This window comes from Longimicrobium sp. (assembly GCA_036389135.1).
In the GTDB taxonomy this organism is placed as follows: Bacteria; Gemmatimonadota; Gemmatimonadetes; order Longimicrobiales; family Longimicrobiaceae; genus Longimicrobium.
This window is the reverse complement of the sequence record DASVQP010000018.1, coordinates 33,939-49,643: the sequence shown is the minus strand read 5'-3', so window position 1 is coordinate 49,643 and position 15,705 is coordinate 33,939. Positions and strand designations below refer to the sequence as shown.

General features: G+C 69.7%; 17 protein-coding genes. 14 read left to right on the top strand and 3 right to left on the bottom strand.

What is annotated here, in order from left to right:
• Nucleotides 1-183: 183 nt before the first annotated feature.
• From VF584_03280 to VF584_03240, 9 genes are all read left to right on the top strand, one after another.
• Entirely contained in the window at nucleotides 184-912 is a 729-nt protein-coding gene (locus VF584_03280; protein ID HEX8209185.1) for a phospholipase D-like domain-containing protein, read from the top strand.
• A 30-nt stretch (nucleotides 913-942) separates the two neighbouring features.
• Nucleotides 943-1,797 (top strand): alpha/beta fold hydrolase, encoded by an 855-nt coding sequence (locus tag VF584_03275; protein HEX8209184.1) that lies wholly within the window; start codon nucleotides 943-945, stop codon nucleotides 1,795-1,797.
• 1 nt (nucleotide 1,798) lies between these two features.
• Complete coding sequence (locus tag VF584_03270) at nucleotides 1,799-2,548, top strand: energy transducer TonB (GenBank protein HEX8209183.1); 750 nt, start codon at nucleotides 1,799-1,801, stop codon at nucleotides 2,546-2,548.
• A gap of 100 nt (nucleotides 2,549-2,648) precedes the next feature.
• Nucleotides 2,649-3,191, top strand: coding sequence for a DUF2939 domain-containing protein (locus VF584_03265; GenBank protein HEX8209182.1), 543 nt, complete (start codon nucleotides 2,649-2,651; stop codon nucleotides 3,189-3,191).
• An 87-nt stretch (nucleotides 3,192-3,278) separates the two neighbouring features.
• Nucleotides 3,279-3,944, top strand: coding sequence for an L-serine ammonia-lyase, iron-sulfur-dependent subunit beta (gene sdaAB, locus VF584_03260; GenBank protein HEX8209181.1), 666 nt, complete (start codon nucleotides 3,279-3,281; stop codon nucleotides 3,942-3,944).
• 140 nt (nucleotides 3,945-4,084) lie between these two features.
• The gene (gene sdaAA / locus VF584_03255) at nucleotides 4,085-4,969 is read left to right on the top strand and encodes an L-serine ammonia-lyase, iron-sulfur-dependent, subunit alpha (GenBank protein HEX8209180.1); all 885 of its coding nucleotides are present in this window, start codon (nucleotides 4,085-4,087) and stop codon (nucleotides 4,967-4,969) included.
• Between the two features lie 34 nt (nucleotides 4,970-5,003).
• Nucleotides 5,004-5,255 (top strand): hypothetical protein, encoded by a 252-nt coding sequence (locus tag VF584_03250; protein HEX8209179.1) that lies wholly within the window; start codon nucleotides 5,004-5,006, stop codon nucleotides 5,253-5,255.
• The gene (locus VF584_03245; GenBank protein ID HEX8209178.1) at nucleotides 5,255-5,641 is read left to right on the top strand and encodes a YbjN domain-containing protein; all 387 of its coding nucleotides are present in this window, start codon (nucleotides 5,255-5,257) and stop codon (nucleotides 5,639-5,641) included. The genes VF584_03250 and VF584_03245 overlap by 1 nt, the downstream gene beginning before the upstream one ends.
• A 24-nt stretch (nucleotides 5,642-5,665) precedes the next feature.
• Nucleotides 5,666-6,538, top strand: coding sequence for a PspA/IM30 family protein (locus tag VF584_03240; GenBank protein HEX8209177.1), 873 nt, complete (start codon nucleotides 5,666-5,668; stop codon nucleotides 6,536-6,538).
• Between the two features lie 174 nt (nucleotides 6,539-6,712).
• On the opposite strand, the gene VF584_03235 is transcribed toward VF584_03240, so the two are convergent.
• Both VF584_03235 and VF584_03230 read right to left on the bottom strand, forming a co-directional pair.
• Nucleotides 6,713-8,068: a TldD/PmbA family protein gene (locus VF584_03235; GenBank protein HEX8209176.1), complete on the bottom strand. Its 1,356-nt coding sequence runs from the start codon at nucleotides 8,066-8,068 to the stop codon at nucleotides 6,713-6,715.
• A gap of 3 nt (nucleotides 8,069-8,071) precedes the next feature.
• Entirely contained in the window at nucleotides 8,072-9,676 is a 1,605-nt protein-coding gene (locus VF584_03230; GenBank protein HEX8209175.1) for a TldD/PmbA family protein, read from the bottom strand.
• Between the two features lie 141 nt (nucleotides 9,677-9,817).
• Here VF584_03230 and VF584_03225 point away from each other — a divergent pair, with 141 nt between their 5' ends.
• The 4 genes from VF584_03225 to VF584_03210 all read left to right on the top strand — a co-directional run bounded on the left by VF584_03225 (nucleotide 9,818) and on the right by VF584_03210 (nucleotide 13,967).
• Nucleotides 9,818-11,146, top strand: a complete 1,329-nt coding sequence (locus tag VF584_03225) for an FAD-dependent oxidoreductase (protein ID HEX8209174.1) — start codon at nucleotides 9,818-9,820, stop codon at nucleotides 11,144-11,146.
• A 181-nt stretch (nucleotides 11,147-11,327) separates the two neighbouring features.
• A complete protein-coding gene (locus VF584_03220) occupies nucleotides 11,328-12,023 on the top strand; it encodes a hypothetical protein (protein HEX8209173.1) in 696 nt (231 codons plus the stop codon).
• Nucleotides 12,024-12,241: 218 nt separating this feature from the next.
• A complete protein-coding gene (gene tnpA, locus VF584_03215; GenBank protein ID HEX8209172.1) occupies nucleotides 12,242-12,664 on the top strand; it encodes an IS200/IS605 family transposase in 423 nt (140 codons plus the stop codon).
• Between the two features lie 118 nt (nucleotides 12,665-12,782).
• A complete protein-coding gene (locus VF584_03210) occupies nucleotides 12,783-13,967 on the top strand; it encodes a threonine synthase (GenBank protein HEX8209171.1) in 1,185 nt (394 codons plus the stop codon).
• A 93-nt stretch (nucleotides 13,968-14,060) separates the two neighbouring features.
• Here the strand turns inward: VF584_03210 and VF584_03205 are convergent, their stop codons facing one another.
• A complete protein-coding gene (locus VF584_03205; protein ID HEX8209170.1) occupies nucleotides 14,061-14,537 on the bottom strand; it encodes a hypothetical protein in 477 nt (158 codons plus the stop codon).
• A 204-nt stretch (nucleotides 14,538-14,741) separates the two neighbouring features.
• On the opposite strand from VF584_03205, the gene argF reads away from it, so the two are divergent.
• The gene (argF, locus tag VF584_03200) at nucleotides 14,742-15,662 is read left to right on the top strand and encodes an ornithine carbamoyltransferase (protein HEX8209169.1); all 921 of its coding nucleotides are present in this window, start codon (nucleotides 14,742-14,744) and stop codon (nucleotides 15,660-15,662) included.
• Nucleotides 15,663-15,705 lie beyond the last annotated feature (43 nt).

Genomic DNA, 15,705 nt, shown 5'->3' with positions numbered 1-15,705 from the left:
CGCAGAGGCGACGTGCCAGGACTTCGCGCCGGCCCCACGTCCTGTCGCCCATGGACGCCCTCGGAACTCAGCCATTTCCTGGCGGCCACCCTGGAGGTGGCGATACGTTCATCGACCTTTTAACCCGCCAGGGAGGTGCTCCTCTCGTCGGGTTCTCTAAATCCCACCTATAAAGCTCCCATCGTGCCTGAATTTCTAACGGCGAAGCGGGCCATTGCTGAGATTGAAGAGGTAATCACCGAGGCCCGTAGCCGCCTCATCCTCGTGTCCGCGTATTTCAAGGTTTCCGACACCTTCATGAACCGGCTTCGCGGTGCCGTGCGGCAGAATGTCGAGATCACGTTTCTCGCCAGGGAGGGGGCCGCGACGCCGGCAGAAATCGAGAAACTCCTTGCGATCCCGAACCTGTCCTTCTTCACTCTCGAACATCTGCACGCAAAGTGCTATCTGAATGAGAACCGCCTAGTCATCACGTCTCTAAACCTGTACGAGGCTTCCGAGAAGAACTGGGAGATGGGCGTTTCTTTCACGGCGGATGAGCCGATCTACGGCAAAGCTGTCGCAGAGGTGAGCAACATGCTTAGCGAGGCAAAGCAGGTGTATGCCGCGCCGCGAGTCGCTTTACCCGTCTCCGCTCCGCCCGCGAGGCCCGCGTCTGCCTCCAAAGTTGCACCTGCCTCGGCGCATTCGCGCAAAGGTGCTTCGCCAAATGGTAAGGGCAGTTGTATCCGATGTGCGGATGAGATCCGCCTCAACCCCGAAGTTCCGCTCTGCCGCAGATGCTTTAGTAAGTGGGCGGAGTACAAGAACACCGAATTCACCGAGAAATATTGCCACGACTGCGGGAAGGAAGCGCGCACGAGTTTGAGCCGTCCGCTCTGTCGATCCTGCTTCGCCGGGGCGCGCGCATGATCGGTTGGAGTATGTTCATTTCCGCAGCCAGTGCACGCCCGGCGGCGCGCTGAGGGGGTGGCGGTGCCGGGGTGGGGGGCGGTGCTGCTGTACATGGCGGGCGTCCTCGTGGGGGTCTACCTCCTGCTGGGGGCGCTGGTGTGGTGGTATGCGGAGCGGCTGATCTTTCAGCCGCAGACGCCGCGATACACCGCGTCGGCCGGCGCTACGCTCGTGCCGGTGGGGGACGGGGACTCCATCGCGGTGGTGTGGCTGCCGAACCCGCGGGCGCGGTACACCATCCTGTTCAGCCACGGCAACGCCGAGGACCTGGGCGACCTGCGCTACTTCCTTCCGGACCTGCGCGATGCGGGGTTCTCGGTGCTGGCGTACGACTACCGCGGCTACGGGCTCAGTGGACGGCGCGCGCCCAGCGAGCGCAGCGCGTACCAGGACCTCGCCGCCGCGTACAAGCACCTCACCGGTGCCCTGGGCGTCCCGCCGGAGCGCGTGATCCTGCACGGAAGGTCCCTGGGGGGCGGGATCGCGTCGGAGCTGGCGAGCCGGCAACCGGTGGCGGGGCTCGTGCTGGAGAGCACCTTCGTGAGCGCCTTCCAGGTGGCCGTTCCGCGGCGGATCTTCCCGTTCGACCGCTTCGGCACGGAGCGCAGGCTGGGGGAGATCCGCGCGCCCGTGCTGGTGATCCATGGCACGCGCGACGAGGTCATCCCCTTCTGGCACGGCGCGCGGTTGCTGGAACGGGCGAATGCGCCCAAGCAGCACTTCTGGGTGGAGGGCGCAGGCCACAACGACCTGCAAATGGTCGCCGGGGAACGCTACTGGCGCGCGCTGGGCAGATTTGCGACACTTTTGGAAGAAAATGGGCGGGAACCCTCCAGCCGGTGAGATGATGATACGAACCCTCTCTTTCCTCGCACTTCTCTCGGTGCTGGGCGCGTGCGCCTCGACCGCACCGAGCGCCCGCCGGGCTCCCGCGGAGAAAGTGGTGCTGGTGCCAAGGCTTCCCGTGTCGGCGTTCATCGACTCGGCAGCGCTTCACCAGGCGCTGCTCGCCGCGCCTCCCGCACCTGCCGGGTTCCGGCTGAGGCCGCTTTTCAGGGTGGCGTACGACAGCACGGGGGCGCTGAAGGAGGTGGAGACGATCTCGCGGACTCACTTCCCGCAGGAGTACGGGCAGCAGATGGTGGAGCTGCTGCGGGCCCACGTCCGGCCGCGGATCACGACCGGCAAGGAAGAGTGGAACACGGTCTGGCTCCAGAGCGGGCGCTCACCGAAGATCGTGGCGATTCCCGCCGTTGTAACGGTGAGGCCGAGGGTCGCGAACACCGCCGTGGTCACGCGCGAGCTGACACGCGTGTCTCAGCGGCTTCAGCAGCTCAACTCCACACTGGCGGGACGGCAGTTCACGGCGGGAGTGTCGATGCTCGTTTCCGAAGAGGGGGTTCCAGAGGAGCCGAGGATCGAGCGGAGCACCGGAGACGTGCAGATCGACCGTGAGATCCTCAACGTCGCCCGGATGATGCGCTTCACGCCGGGGATGGTCGAGGAGTACCCGGTGAAGATCACCGTCCAGATCCCGATCAGCCTGGTCTTCCCGCTTCCGAGCGTGGCACCCAACGGTACGCCGCGGCCCTGAGGCCGGGTACCGCCACGAGCCGCGCGGTGCTAACTTTCCGGTCGCAAGTGCAGCAACCTCAGAGGCTTGCGGCCGTTCTTCCCTCCTGAACCGTCTCCCCATGCGCAAGAGCAGCTACTTCCGCCCCTTCGCCCTGCTGGCGCTGTGCGCCGCGGCGGTATGGCTTTACTTCACGCCGCACCTGGCGGTCAGGCGGCTGCAGCAAGCGGCCGAGGCCGGCGACCGCGAGGCATTGGCGCAGCTGGTGGACTTCCCCTCCGTCCGCGCGAGCGTCAAGGAAGAGGTGCGCCAGGCGATGGCAGAGCGGATCGACAAAGAGGCGGACGACAACCCGTTCGCGCGCTTCGGGGCGGCGCTGGCGGGGATGATGGTGGACCCGCTGGTGGACTCGTTCGTGACGCCCGGCGGCATCGCGGCGGCGGTGCGCGGCGAGAGGCCGTCGGTGGGGAAGGAGGGGCGCGACCGCGCGGAGAAGGCGGCGCGCGACGTGGAGGTGACGCGCGGGTACGAAGGGGTGGACACCTTTGTCCTCCGCTTCCGCGACAGGGACGGCGGCAAGGAGCGGATGGCGCTGGTGATGCACCGCGAGGGGCTGGCCGATTGGAAGCTCTCCGCCATCCGCCTCCCCGACGGGGCGGAGTAGAGCCGCCACGAGCGCCGCGCCCACAGCGCGGCGCTCGCCGCATTCGGGATGGTGGCCCGTCCGCCGCGCGCACCGTAGATTGGGCACATGGTCTCTCTCTTCGACATCCTGGGGCCCACCATGGTCGGCCCATCGTCATCGCACACCGCGGGCGCGTGCCGGCTGGGGCTGCTGGCGCGCGCCATCTTGGGCGGCACCCCGCAGCGGGCGCAGATCCAGCTCCACGGCTCCTTCGCCGCCACCGGCGAGGGGCACGGGACGCAGCGCGCCATCGTCGGCGGGCTGGCGGGGCTCGCGCCAGACGACCTGCGCCTGCGCCAGGCGTACGACGAGGGCGCGGCGGCGGGGATGGAGTGGAGCTTCGACACCATCGACCTGGGCGAGGACGCGCACCCCAACACCGCCGTCTTCCGCGTGGAGCGCGACGGCGAGACGGTGCAGCTGCGCGGCGCATCGCTGGGCGGCGGCCGCGTGGAAGTCACCGAGATCGACGGGTTCCCGGTCGCGCTCGGCGGCGACTACCACACGCTGGTGCTGCTGGCCCACGACGAGCCTGGCACCATCGCCGCGGTGGCCACGGTGCTGGCGGGGCACCACATCAACCTGGCCACCATGCGCGTGGACCGCACCGGCCGCCACAAGGACGCGCTGATGACCATCGAAGCGGATGAGCCCGTGGGCGAGGCCACGCTGGGCGCCATCCGTTCGTTCCCGTGGCTGCGCTGGGCCCGGGCGATACCGAAAATTTCTTAGGGATGGGGGATGGGGGATGGGGGATGGGGGAATGGGGGATGGGGGGCGAATCGGGACGGGAGCTCCGCCGCTTCCAGAGGTCCCGTAGTTGCAAGCGGTTACCCATTCCCGATTCCCGATTCCCCATTCCCCGCAGTTCCATGCACAAGTCCATCGAATCCCTGATCCGCGAGGCCGACGAGACCGGCCGCACCCTCGCCCAGGTGGTGCTCGACACCGAATCGGCGGAGAGCGGCAGGGCTCCCGAGGAGATCCGCGGACGGATCGCGAAGACGCTGCGGGTGATGCGCGGCGCCATTGACGAGGGGCTCAAGGGCGAGGTGCGCTCCGCCAGCGGCCTCACGGGAGGGCGCGCGCGGCGGCTGATGGAGAACGGGCCGCGGCTGCTGGGGGCCCGCCTCACCGAGACGCTCGCCCGCGCCATCTCCACTCTGGAGGTCAACGCGGCGATGGGGCTGATCGTGGCGGCGCCCACGGCCGGCGCGGCGGGCGTGCTCCCCGCCGTGCTCATCAGCATGGACGAGTTCCAGGAGCTGGGCGAGGAGCGGCTGATCGACGCCATGCTGGTGGCCGGCGGCGTGGGCGGGGTCATCGCCCACCGCGCGTCGCTCGCCGGCGCGGAGGGCGGGTGCCAGGCGGAGACGGGGACCGCGGCCGCCATGAGCAGCGCCGCCGTTTCGTACCTGCACGGGGGGACGCACGAGCAGATCTCCACCGCCGTCGCGCTCACGCTGCAGGGGATGCTGGGGCTGATCTGCGACCCCATCGGCGGGCTGGTGGAGATCCCCTGCATCTACCGCAACGCCTCCGCCGCCATGCAGGCCATCGCCGGCGCGGAGATGGCGCTGGCGGGGCTCGACTTCCCCGTCTCCGCCGACGAGGTGATCGACGTGATGGGCGATGTGGGGCGCCGCATGCCCCGCGCCTTCCGCGAGACGGCGGAAGGGGGGCTCGCCACCACCCCATCCGCGCGCAAGCTGGTGCAGCTGCGGCCCCGGGCGGGCGCCGTGGGGTCGGGGAACTGAAACTCCTTCCCACGGGCCGGCGTAGGCGCATACCATGTTCAGCGTACTCATCTTCATCGTAGTGCTCTCCATCGTGGGACGCTGGGTACACGGCTGGTCCACCGCCGGCCCGGCGCTCGCGCCGCACTACGAGGCCGAGATCGCGCGGCTTCGCGGCGAGGTGGACGAGCTGAACGCCCAGGTGGTGCGCCTGACCGACGAACAGCAGTTCATGATGCGGCTCCTGACGAGCGGCGAGAACCGCCCGGCCCCGGAGCTTCCCCCCGCCAACGAGGAGACGGCCTGATGGTGACGCGAGAGGATGTGGAGCGGTACCTGCTCAACTCGGAGCTGACCCACGAGGAAGTGCAGGATGGGATGTGGGTGGCCCACGCGGAAGGCGGGCCTTCGCTGGTGATCCATCACTCGCCGCCGGTGCTGGTCTTCCGCCTCAAGGTGATGGACGTGCCCAGCGACCAGACCCGCTGCGCCGATCTGTACAAGAGGCTCCTCCGCTTCAACGCGACGGACCTGGTGCACGCCGCGTACGGGCTGGAGGAGGAGGACGTGGTCCTCACCGAGACGCTGGAGCTGGAGAACCTCGACCAGAACGAATTCCAGGCGGTGATCGACTCGTTCCAGATGGCGATGGCGTCGCACCTGGAGCAGCTCGCGCCCTTTCGCGACTGCTGACCGCCCCGAACCGACTGATGCCCAATGGGACTCTTCGATAAGCTGTCACTGCTGATCCGGTCGAACATGAACGACCTGATCGCCCGGGCCGAAAACCCGGAAAAGATGCTGAACCAGGTCATCGACGACATGCGCAACCAGCTCGCGCGAGCGAGGCAGGAGGTTGCCCATGCGATGGCCGACGCGGCGAAGCTCAAGAAGCAGGTGGAGGACGAGCAGAAGCAGGCGCAGGAGTGGGAGCAGCGCGCCATGCTCGCCGTGCGCCAGGACCGCGACGACCTGGCCCGCCAGGCCCTGATGCGCCAGCAGGAGCACGCCTCCCGCGCGCAGCAGTACTACGACACCTGGGAGAAGCACGAGGCGGACACGCAGCGCCTGCGCGACGCACTGCGGCAGCTGAGCGACAAGATCCAGGAGGCGACGCGCAAGAAGAACCTCCTGATCGCGCAGCAGAAGCGCGCAGAGGCGCAGAAGCGCATCCACGAGACGATGTCCGGCCTGTCGGATGCGTCTGCCTTCGACGCCTTCGACCGGATGGCGGCGAAGATCGAGGACAACGAGCGCCAGGCCCTGGCCGCCGCAGCGGTGAGCGACGACCTGAGCGGCGACTCGCTGGAGCGCGAGTTCAAGGCGCTGCAGGCCGCGGGTGGCGACAGCGTGGACTTCAAGCTGCTGGAGATGAAGCAGCAGATGGGCCTTCTCCCCTCTGCCCCGGCCGCTTCGTCGACGCCGGCGCCCGCGCTCACCAACGGGCAGGCCTCGCTCCAGCTCGGCACCGGCGACCCTGCCGCCGCCGCCGCGCCCGCCTCCCCCGCCGCCGCGCAGGACAACGTCAGCGACGCCGAGCTCGTGGACGAGTTCGACGCGCTGGAAGCGAAGGAGCGGGGGACGGTGTAGGGCAGGGAACGGCAGCCTCACACAGAGAACACAGAGGTGACGACAAGACGCAGAGGAACGGAACCGAACCTCTTCTGTTCTTGTCGGTCCCCTCTGTGGCTCTGTGTGAGGCTTCAACGAAACGGGGCACCCAGCGCTATGCCGGGTGCCCCGTTCCGCGTCAGCCAGCCAGCGCTACACCGCGTCGGAGAGCGACGTGAAGGTGAAGTCGCGGGCTTTGATGGCGGGGACGGTGACCGCCGAGCCCGCCTCGCCCGACTCCGAGGCGCTCACACGCACCGGGGCAGACATCGCCTCGATGTTGTTGAGCATGAAGATCGGCGACTCGTTCCAGCGCAGGTTCTTGACCGCGCTGGTGATGCGGCCGTTCTCCACCAGAAAGGTGCCGTCGCGGGTGAGGCCCGTGTACAGGATCGTGCGCGGGTCCACCGGGCGGATGTACCACAGGCGCGTAACCAGCAGCCCGCGCTCCGTGGAGGCGATCATCTGGTCGATGGTCGCGTTGCCGCCCGACATGTAGAAGCCGTCCGCGAAGCCCGTCGGCTCGCGCCCCTGCTTCTGCGCCCAGAAGCGGCTGTACTGCAGGTTCCGCAGGACGCCGCTCTCCACCCACTGCATGCGGCGGTTGGGAAGCCCCTGGCCGTTGAACGCCGAGCTGAAGATCTGCGGGTCCGACGGGTCCGAGTAGATGGAGACGCGTGGGTCCAGGAACTTCTCCCCGATCTTGTTGCCTCCCCCCTGCTTCGAGAAGAAGGAGCGCCCCTCGTCCGCCGAGCGCGCGTCCATGGCGAACGTCATGAGCTGCACCAGGTTGGCGACGGCGGTCGGCTCCAGGATCACCGTCCACTTGCCGGGCTCAACCGCCTTGGCGTTCCTGGACAGCTCGGCCTTGCGGATCGCGCGGTCCGCGAGCTGCGCCGGGTCCACCTTGCTCCAGTCGTTCTGCCCTACGCCCGCCCAGCCTGACCCCGTGCCGTCCGGCGTGCGCACGGTGGTGGTCAGGTTCGTCTCCGTGCCGGCCTGGTAGGCGAAGAGCCCCTTCTTGGTGGCCACCGCCTGCGACCCCACCACCATGTCCAGGAAGCCGGTCGCCACCAGGTTGCGCGTCGCGGCCGGGCGCGTGATCGCGTTGACCGCGGCGGCGCGAGCCTCAGGGGTCAGGTTGGCGGTCGACTGGAAGAAGGGGGTGGCGTTCGGGTACTGCTGCGGCCCCAGCTCGCCCAGGTACTCCGGGTCCTCGGGCACCAGCCGCGCCAGCCGCTCACTGGTCTGCACCACCGCGCGCAGCGACTCGTCGTCGAAGCGGTTGGTGGTGGCGCTGGCCACCTTTTTACCAAAGGCGCTGGTGAAGGTCAGCGTGGCGTCGTAGACGTCGCCGCCGGTGGAGATCTGGTTCACGGCGAAGCGGGTGTTGCCGCGCACCCCGCTCTGGATGTTGACGCGCGCCTCGTCGGCCGTGGAGAAGCCCAGCGCCCGCTGCGCCAGGCGCTGCATCTCTTCGCGCGAGAAGTATTTGCTCTGCTGCGCCATGGCTTAGGCCTTCCGTCCGGTGTTGATCACGTTGACCTTGCGGAACCGAGCCGCGGGGGAGCCGTGCGACACGGCGTTGGACTGCGAGGGCTGCCCCTTGCCGTCGTTGAAGGCGCCGCCCAGGAAGTAGGTGCTGCGCCCGCCGATGGCGTCCATCCCGTTCCAGAACTCGGGGGTCCTCATCTGGTACGCCACGTCCTTGAGCGGGCCCGTGATCCTCCCGTTCTTGATCTCCTGGAAGGTCTGCCCGCCGAACTGCGCGTTGTAGCGCTGCTGGTCGATGGAGAACGAGCCGTCGCCGTCGATCAGGATGCCGTCCTGGATCCCCGACACCAGCTCCTCCACCGAGGTGTCCTTGACCGTGTCCGGCAGCAGGTTGACGTTGGGCATGCGCTGGAACTGCACGTCCGCCCAGCTCTGCGAGTACGAGTTGCCGTGGCTGCGCACCGGCTTCCCCTGCTGGCGGTACCAGTCGGCCAGCATCGGCGCCTGCTCGCGCGTGGTCTGCAGGTCGTTGATCACCCCGTTCTTGATGATCAGGTACTCGTCCGGCCGTATCCCCTCGTCGTCGTACGCCACCGTCGACAGCCCGCCCGGCGTGGAGCGCTCGCCCTGCACGTTCATGAACTCCGGCCCGTAGCGGAACTTGCCCAGGAAGTCCCGGATCGGGTAGATGAACGAGGTGCCGGCGTAGTTCGCCTCGAACCCCATGATGCGGTCCAGCTCGGTGGGGTGCGCGATCGACTCGTGGATCGTCAGCCAGAGGTGCGTGGGAAGGAGCACCAGGTCGTAGCGCCCCGGCTGCACCGCCTTGGCCGTGAGCTTCTTGACCGCGTCCTCGGCCCAGCGCGGCGCGTTCTCCACCAGGCGCGAGTTGCGCACGTGCTCGTAGCCCAGCCCCATGGGCGCGATGTCGCTGGAGCGCCGGCTCTGGAAGTCAGACATGTCGGGCGACACCGCCGTCACGTTCAGCTGCGGGAACGAGCGGTAGATCGTCTGCGCGATGTACGAGCCGTCCGTGTTGGCGAACGTCTTCTCTTCCTTGAGGAAGAACATCGACGAGTTCACGAAGCGGGCGCCCTGCACCTTGAGCGCGGCCTCGTTGGCGGCCAGCAGCAGCGCCACCTTTTCCTCGATGGGTACGTTGAACGGGTCGGTCTGCACCGGCGATGTCCAGGTGGCGTCCGGGTACCGCTCGCCCGGGGCCAGCTCCACCGGCCGCCGCTGGGCCGCGGCGCTGGCGCGCGCCTGCGACACGGCCTGCCGGGCGACGCGCTCCACCTCGTCCGCCGTCAGGTCGCGCGACGCGGCGAAGCCCCACGAGCCGTTGGCCAGCACGCGCACGCCGAACCCGTAGGTCTCGCCGTCGTTGAAGAAGGTGATCTGCCGCTCGCGGGTGCCCACGGCCTGCGTGCGGTTGCGGGAGATGCGCACGTCCGCGTAGCTGGCGCCGGCGCGGCGGGCGGCATCCACCGCGCGCATCGCCAGCTCCTTCACCTGCGGATCGTCCATCTCCAGCACCGGCGCATGCGCCCTGGCCAGCCCCGGCAGCAGGACCGAGCCCGCGGCCAGCGCGGTGCCCTGCACGAGGAAGTCTCTGCGTTTCATCAGAGTTCGCTTTGGGAGGTGTGTGGTAAGATCTTAGCAATATGGATCGGGCGTTCGAACGGAGCAAGTGTGCATGGGAAGTGCGTTCGTGCGTGAGTGCGTCAGTGCGTTTTTGGATGCGGCACTCCAACTTTCCGGGCGATGAAGATTGCGGTGATCGGTGGCGGCCCCGCCGGGATGTGCGCGGCGTGGCGGCTGGTGCGGGATGGGGCGTCGGTGGAGCTCTTTGAGGCGGAGGGTCGCATCGGGGGGCGCACCCGCACCGAGGTGGTGGACGGGTACCGCATCGACACGGGGGCGCAGCTGTTCGGCACCCTCTACCGCCGCGTCCTCGCGGTGCTCGCGGAGGTGGGGGCGGGGGAGCGGATGGTGCGCGCGCCGGGGCGGGACGCGCTCTGGCGCAAGGGGCGCGCACACGAGGTGGTGTACGGCTCGCCCACCAGCATGCTGGCGTCCGGGGCATTGCCGGTCGCGCTGAAGCTGCGGCTGGGCGCGCAGTACCTCCCCTTCCTCCAGCGCCACGGCCCCTCGCTCGACCTCGACGCCCTGGAGCGCGCCGCCGGTGTCGGGCTGGACGGCGAATCCGCGTCGGCCTGGGGCGCGCGCGAGCTGGGGCGCGACTTCGTGGATCTCCTCGTCCACCCCCTCCTCGCAACCCTCTACGGCACCGGGTCGGAGGAGGCGAGCGCCGGCTTCTACCACGCGCTTTCCAGGCAGGGGCTCACGCTGCAGGTGCTCGCCATGCGCGGCGGTGCGGGCGGCTTCTGCGATGCGGTTGCGGCGGCGGTGGAGCGGGGCGGGGGAGTGCTCCACACCGGCCGCGCCGTCCACTCCGTCGCGCGCGCGGGCGCGGGCGTGGAGCTGAGCGGCGATGGGTGGACCGACCGCTTCGATGCCGCCGTCGTAGCCGTCCCCGCGCCGGCCGCGCTGCGTCTGCTGGGCGATGCGCTTCCGAGGGCGGCGGAGTGGCTGGCCCGCGTGCGCGTGCGCCCGACGGCTACGGTGGCGCTCCTCCTGGACCGGCCGGTACCGGGGCGCTTCTTCGGCCTCTCCTTTCCGCGTGGCGAGACGCGCGTGGTCGCCGCCGCCTGCGCGGAGGAGAACAAGGGCGCGGACGTGGTGCCGGCCGGGCGCGGGCTCCTCCTGGTGATCCCCACCCCCGCCGCCGGCGAGGCGCTGCGCGGCGCAGCCCCCGAAGACGCCCTCCGCGCCGTCCTTCCCGAGCTGGAGGGGGCACTGCCCGGCCTGGCCCGCACCGTCCGCGACGCACGCGTCTACCCGTGGGAGCACGGGTGGACGCTCTTCTATCCCGGCTACCTCGCCCACCTCCGATCCGCCCGCGGCGGCGCGCTCGAGGAAAACGCCCCCATCGCCCTCGCCGGCGACTACCTGTACGCCCCCAACGTCGAGGGCGCCGTCGCCGCCGGCCTGGAAGCCGCCGAGCGTCTGCTGCGCCGCATTTCGCCGTAGGGGCGCGATCCATCGCGCCCACCCTCCCCCCCACCTTGACCCCCGCGCCCCGCAGAGGCACAGGCAGGGGCAGTTCCACGTGGCTGCCCGTGCCCTGGTCATGCGCCGTCGTTGGCGGGAAGTCCCGGCGCGGGATACATTTGCGCGCTCGATCCACCCACGCGCAACCGCCCGACTGACGATGTCGTATCCCGAGCTCCTCGATCCCGACCTCTGGTGCCCGCTCACCCCCGCGGAGCGCCGCGAGCTGCTGGCCGGCGCCCTCTTCGACGCGCTCCAGGACGCGCCGGGAGTGCAGGGAGCGCGCATCGAGATCGGGCCGGTGGACCGCCCCTTCGACTACACCGCCGTCGTCGAGACCGACGTCGGCGACCTGAAGACCGCCCTCTGGTCGCACGCCCGCTCCACCATCTTTTGCGACCCCTCGATCCACCCCGCCAATCGCCGCCAGCTCGCCCCCGGCCCCGAAGTGGAGCGCGCCGCCGAGCGGCTCCGGCGGCGGCTCTCGGCGTCGTACACCCTGGAAACGCGCGGCCTCACGATGAAGATGGAGCCCGAGCCGCAGGTGGAGCGCACCTGGACGGCGGAGCGCGCCCGCTTCCGCAACCGCACCGCCGTCACGCGCGAGGACGTGATCACCAACGCCGCGGAAGTGGACGTGCGCGACCTGCTTGCGCACTTCTACACCGGCCCCTCCCTGCGCGCAGTGGGCGAGGACGGCACCGCCTTCCTCCTCCCCGCCGCCACGGAAGAAGAGGGCCGCCTGGTCACGCTCTGCGCCGCCTGCTCCCGCTGGGAAGAGGGCTCCCACGACCGCTGCACCACCTGCGGCGGCCCGGCAGAATCGGTCCTGGCGTCGAGGCCCGCGCGGCGGTGAAGCGCCTGGAGCCGAACGTGTGGGAGCGAAGGTGGCGGTGTTGTGGCGATCGGGAGATGGGGGGCCGGAGGCGGGGTATTCGGGAGTGAGGCGGAGCAGCCGGGGGTGCCCCGGCTGCTGGGGCGAGTGAACTCGCGGCAACAACAGCACGAAGTCCGCCTTCGCGGACTCGGGGGAGAGATCCTCGCGAGCCGCGAAACCCGAGCCGGGAGGGGATCGTGAGGGCGCCGTATACGCAGCTTTACCTGCATCTGGTTTGGGCCACGTGGGACCGCCTACCGATGCTGACGCCGGTGGTGATGCCGCAGGTCTACGATTGCCTGCAGGCGGAGTGCACCCGCCTCCGGGTGGACCTGCTCGCCATTGGCGGCGTCGAGGACCACGTCCACCTTCTGGTGAGGACGCCGCCGACGATCTCGGTCTCGTACCTCGTCCAGCAGCTCAAGGGTGTGTCGTCTCACATGGCGAACCACGCGATCCCGAAGGACTTCGTGTTCAAGTGGCAGGGAGCGTACGGCGCCTTCGCGGTATCCAAGCGCCTCGTCCCGCAAGCGCGCGACTACATCGCCAACCAGGAACAGCGGCACCGCGCCGGCCAGGTACACCAAACCCTTGAGCTGGGCTCTAGCCAAGGCCCCTAACGCGAATCTCGAAGCCGAGTCCGCGCAGGCGGACTTTGTGCTGTTGTTGCCGCGAGTTCACTCGCCCGGGTCCAGGTGCCCAAGTTGCCTAACCAGCCTTCACCCCGAAACAACCCGCATGACCACCAACACCATCCCCGCCGGCGGCGCCACGCACCTGGAATGCACCCGCTGCGGCGCCGAGTACGCCAGCGAGGCGCACCACCGTCTCTCGCAATGCTGCGAGAAGCCGCTCTACCCGCGCTACGACCTGGAGGCGATCGGGGCGCGGCTGAAGCGCGAGGATCTGCGCGGCCGCCCCGCCGACCTGTGGCGCTACGCCGAGCTACTCCCCGTGCGCGACCCCGCCAACGCCGTGCGCCTCGGCGAGGGGTGGACCCCGCTCATCGAGACGCCGCGGCTGGCGGAGCGGCTGGGCGTGGGGCGCGTGTGGGTCAAGGACGAGGGCCAGAACCCCACCGCGTCGTTCAAGGCGCGCGGCCTGTGCATGGCCATATCGCGCGCCAGGGAGCTGGGGATCCGCGAAGTGGCGCTTCCCTCGGCGGGCAACGCGGGTAGCGCCACCGCCGCCTACGCCGCCGCCGCGGGGATGCGCGCCCACATCGTGGTGCCCCGCGACACGCCCGTCCCCATCATCCAGGAGATCCGCGCCCTGGGCGCCGACCTGGAGCTGCTGGACGGGCTCATCACCGACTGCGGCGTGCGCGTGGCGGAGGGCGCGCGGGAGCACGGCTGGTTCGACCTCTCGACCCTCAAGGAGCCGTACCGGGTGGAGGGGAAGAAGACGATGGGCTACGAGATCGCCGAGCAGTTCGGGTGGACGCTGCCGGACGTGATCGTCTACCCCACCGGCGGCGGCACCGGGCTGGTGGGGATGTGGAAGGCGTTCGACGAGATGGAGCGGCTCGGCTGGATCGGCTCGCACCGCCCGCGGATGATCACGGTGCAGGCCAGCGGCTGCGCACCCATCATCCGCGCATGGGAGGAGGGCGCCGCCCACGCCGAGCCCTGGCAGGGCGCGCACACCTACGCCTCGGGCCTGCGGGTGCCGCGCGCGGTGGGCGACTTCCTGATCCTGGACGCGGTCCGAGCCTCCGGCGGCGCGGGCGTCGCCGTTCCCGACGAGGAGATGCGCGAGTGGACGCCCATCATGGGCGCCCTCACCGGCATCTTTGCCGCGCCCGAGGGCGCCGCTACCGCCGCCGCCGTCGCGCGCCTCCGCCAGGACGGCACGCTCAGCGGCGACGAGAGCGTGGTGCTGTTCAACACCGGCAGCGGCCTCAAGTACGTCGACCTCGACTGAAAAGCATCACACAGAGGGCACAGAGAGGACAGCAAGGGCACAGAGAACCCCTTCAGCTTTTCTTTCGGTACACTCTGTGTCTCTGTGTGAGATTCAGTTTCGGACCACCCCGTACGTCTGCACGGTGACGGAGCCGGGGCCCTGCACCCAGACCTTCATGCCGGGGCGGAAGGCGGCGGGGGCGCCCTGCAGCCGAACGTTGCCGTTGCGGGTGCGGAGCTGGAGGGTGCCGTCGGTGGCGCGCTCCACCACGCCCATGAACACGGGGCGGCCGTTTACCGAGAGGACGTCGTAGTCGCTCGCCACCAGCGTGCGGTCTGCGGCGCGGCGGCCGCGCACCTCCACCCGGGCGCCGGAGAGGGAGCGGATCTCGGCGGCGAGCGGGCCGGTGACGTGCACGCTCTCCCCGCCCTCGGCGGCGACGACGGTGCGCACGTTCATCGGCGCCGAGCCCACCGACGCCGGGACTCCGATCACCCGCTCCTCCTGTGCAGCGCCATTCGCGGGTGGAACGGAGGCGGGACGAGTGCACCCCGCGAGCACGACGGCCATCAGCACGAGAGTACGCATCAGCGGGTCCTCAAAAGATGGTTGCGGAATGGTGCCGGGATCTCGTCCCGGGACCCGGTCGTACCCGCGCCGGGCGCTACTTGGTCCTCGTCAGGCAGAAGCCCCCCGCTGTGGTCGCCCTGGCGCGGGGGTGCTATCTTGCCGCTCCGACGCCCCCGGTGCGTTCCGCCGCGGCTCCGCATCCGTCTCAACGCCCCGCGCCCAATGACCGCTCCGGCAGCGCGCCACTTCCTCGCCATCCCCGACTTCACGCGCGAGGAGATCCTCCGCACGCTCGACCTTGCCGCGGAGATGAAGCGCGGCGAGTACCGCGAGCGGCCGCTGGCGGGAAAGACGCTCGCCATGATCTTCACCAAGAGCTCCACCCGCACCCGGGTGTCGTTCGAGGTGGGGACGTACCAGCTCGGCGGGCACGCGCTCTTCCTCTCATCGCGCGACATCCAGCTCGGCCGCGGCGAGCCGATCCGCGACACGGCGCGCGTCCTGTCGCGCTTCGTGGACGGAATCATGATCCGCACCTTCGACCACGGCGACCCGGAGGAGCTGGCGCGCTACGGCTCCGTTCCGGTCATCAACGGCCTCACCGACCTCCTTCACCCCTGCCAGATCATGGCGGACCTGATGACCGTCCGCGAGAACCTGGGCGACGACGTGTCCGGGCTCAAGGTGGCGTGGGTGGGCGATGGCAACAACATGGCGAACTCCTGGATCAACGCCGCGTACCGCCTGGGCTTCGAGCTGCGCCTCGCCTACCCGCCGGGATACGCGCCGGACACCTACATCCTGGACCGCGCGCGCGGCACCGCACGCATCATCGTGACCCACGACCCGCGCGAGGCGGTCGAAGGGGCGGACGTGGTGAACACGGACGTGTGGGCTTCGATGGGGCAGGAGGAGGAGTCCGCCCGGCGCGAGCGCGACTTCGCCGGCTTCCGGGTGGACGAGGCGCTGATGGAGTCCGCGTCCGAGCGCTCCATCTTCCTCCACTGCCTCCCCGCCCACCGCGGCGAAGAGGTCACCGAGGAGGTGCTGGAGGGCCCGCGCTCGCGCGTGTGGGACGAAGCCGAGAACCGCATGCACGTACAGAAGGCGATCATGGCCCGGCTGATGGGCGGCGTGGAGTAGCCGCTGGCGCCGAAAATGCTCAGCGGGCGCCGGTCCGCACGGG